Source organism: Pseudomonas lundensis (assembly GCF_001042985.1).
Lineage (GTDB): Bacteria > Pseudomonadota > Gammaproteobacteria > Pseudomonadales > Pseudomonadaceae > Aquipseudomonas > Aquipseudomonas lundensis.
In genome coordinates this window covers 1-2,581 of the sequence record NZ_JYKY01000063.1, presented here as the reverse complement: position 1 = coordinate 2,581, position 2,581 = coordinate 1, and the positions used below count along the sequence as shown (strand labels likewise).

Annotated in this window: 2 protein-coding genes; both read right to left on the bottom strand. The window is 56.2% G+C overall.

Translation table 11 applies throughout. The features are described from left to right. Window positions 1-170 precede the first annotated feature (170 nt). The gene (istB, locus tag TU74_RS22825; protein ID WP_029241171.1) at window positions 171-974 is read right to left on the bottom strand and encodes an IS21-like element ISPsy20 family helper ATPase IstB; all 804 of its coding nucleotides are present in this window, start codon (window positions 972-974) and stop codon (window positions 171-173) included. Then, window positions 967-2,466: an IS21 family transposase gene (gene istA, locus TU74_RS22820; protein ID WP_102619021.1), complete on the bottom strand. Its 1,500-nt coding sequence runs from the start codon at window positions 2,464-2,466 to the stop codon at window positions 967-969. The genes istB and istA overlap by 8 nt, the downstream gene beginning before the upstream one ends. Between the last annotated feature and the right edge of the window lie 115 nt (window positions 2,467-2,581).

Genomic DNA, 2,581 nt, shown 5'->3' with positions numbered 1-2,581 from the left:
CTGTTGGCGCTGATTGAAAACTGACCCACCCTGCCGATTGAAAATTGACCCAGGACGGATTGCTGATTTCTGTCCCAGCAATTGTGGATAAGCTTAGCAGCAGTGGGCCGATTCAAGACGCATCAACCCCCACCGCATGTAGGCATGCAGCAGGGTATTTATGGTGCGGATCAAAATGGCTCATCGTCCTCGACATCATCTCCGTCCTTGCGCTTTCGTTCCCGTGACTTGATCTTTGTCTGGGCGGCCAAGGTGCTGTGTTGTAGGCGGTAGGACTCGTTGCCCGTTTCGACGATGTGGCAGTGATGTGTCAGCCGATCCAACAACGCGGTGGTCATCTTGGCGTCGCCAAACACACTCGACCATTCCGAGAAGCTGAGGTTGGTGGTGATGACCACGCTGGTGTGTTCGTACAGTTTGGACAGCAGGTGAAATAACAGGGCACCGCCGCTTTGGCTAAAGGGCAAATATCCCAGCTCATCCAGTATCACCAGGTCTGTGCGAAGCAGTCCCTGGGCGATTCGCCCTGCCTTGCCATCGTACTTCTCACGCTCCAGCAGATTCACCAGATCCACCGTGGAAAAGAAGCGCACGCGTTTGTTGTGGGCCGTGATTCCGGATACAGCCAAGGCACTGGCCAGGTGTGTTTTCCCGGTTCCAGGGCCGCCAATGAACACGACATTCTGCGCCGTTTCAGTGAACGCTAAGCTGGATAGATCGCTGACCAGCCGGGCATCAGCGCTGGAAGCGCTGAAGTCAAAGCCAGCTAAGTCACGGTGCATGGGGAGTTTTGCCATGTTCATCTGATGATTCACCGAGCGCACCGCGCGATCCGCATGTTCCTGCTGAAGCAGATGTTCCAGCAGCCATTTCGATGAAGCCGTCGACGCTGTTCCTTGAGAGACCAGTTCTTCCCAAGCACTGGCCATGCCGTGCAGGCGAAGTTCTTTGAGTTCAGTCATTAGGTCACGCATTGCGATTCTCCTCATCGGTCGCACGGAGCCGGTCGTAGCGTGCTGTATTGGCAACAGGCGCGACCTTGAGTTGCAGGCTGGTTTCTACACTGGGAGGTAGTGCGGTGGAGGTCAGGCGGGCAAGGACATTGAGGATGTGATCGGCGCTCAGACTTCCCGATTCAAGTACCAGCTCCACCGCCACCAGCACAGGTTCGAGCCCCGCAATTGGCACAGCAGCCAGTACCTGCATCATGATTCGATCACCGTTGGTGTGACGCCTCAGTCCTCGTTTGAGAAGCCGTAACGGTTTTGGCAGATCAGCAAATGGCGCACCGTTGCGCAATGCACCAGGCTTGCGTTCGATGAGTGGGATGTAGTGCTGCCAGTCAAAACTGACCTGATCTCGATCAAAGAGGCGCTCGTGACTGGCGATCACCGTTTCGTCAGCAATGACCACGATCCGCGAAGGGTACAAACGGCTACTGACCCACTGGCCGACGCGCTCACATGGCACTGAATAGCGATTTCGCGCCACGCTGATCAGGCAGGTGCTGGAGACCCGCACGGTACGCTCGACGTAGCCATCAAATGCCGTCGGCATTGGCATCATTTCGACCTGCTCCAGCTCTAAGACCTCGGCCACCGTCAGCCCGTTGTACTGCGGATGCACCAGTTCGCTCCAGAGCGACCGACAACGTTGGCCGAGCCAGACATTCAGTTCCTCGAAGGTGTGAAACATACAGTTTTGAGCATCGAGCCAGATTCGCCTCCGGCTGTCCTGAACGTTCTTTTCGACGATGCCTTTTTCCCAGCCAGAGGCCACGTTGCAGAAGTCCGGATCGAACAGATAGTGCGCGCACATCACGGAAAACCGGGCGTTGACCGTGCGCCCTTTGCCTTTGTTGACCTTGTCGACAGCCGTTTTCATGTTGTCGTAGATGCCGCGACGCGGCACACCACCCAACGCTCCAAACGAACGGGTGTGGGCATCAAACAGCATCTCGTGGCCTTGGCTGGGGTACGCAACTAACCAGAATGCGCGGCTGGCACACAGCTTCATGTGGGAGACCTGGATACGTCGAAAAAGACCACCGATCAGCAGACCTTCTTCGCTCCAGTCAAATTGAAAGGCCTCACCGAGCGCAAACGTCAGCGGTACAAAAGCGCGTAAAGACTTGCCTTGCTCGCCTCGCCAAGAGCGCACAAACGCCGTGAGCTGGCTGTAACCGCCGTCATAACCCTCGGCTTTGATCTGCTCAAAAAGTGCTTTGGCGCTCCTGCGGTTGTGTTTTGGCCGGAACGAATCGGCCTTGAGCGCCTGCTCCAGGGTCTCGTGAAAAGGGCTGAGCTTATTGAAGGTTGCGCACCGTTGGTACGCTGGCTGAATGGCTTCGGGCGCTCTGACCCATTTTCGGATGGTGTTTCTCGACAGCCCGGTACGCTTGGCTATCTGATGCAGCGAGAGCTTGTCGCGGAAGTACATCCGCCGGATTTTTCCCAACATTTCCATGCTGATCACCCTGTGTTCTCCTGCTCGAAAAGTGAGCAGAAGCAGTTGAACACCTGGGTCAGTTTTCAGTCGGCAGAAGAGCCTCTACTGGGTCAGTTTTCGGTCAGCGGCAACA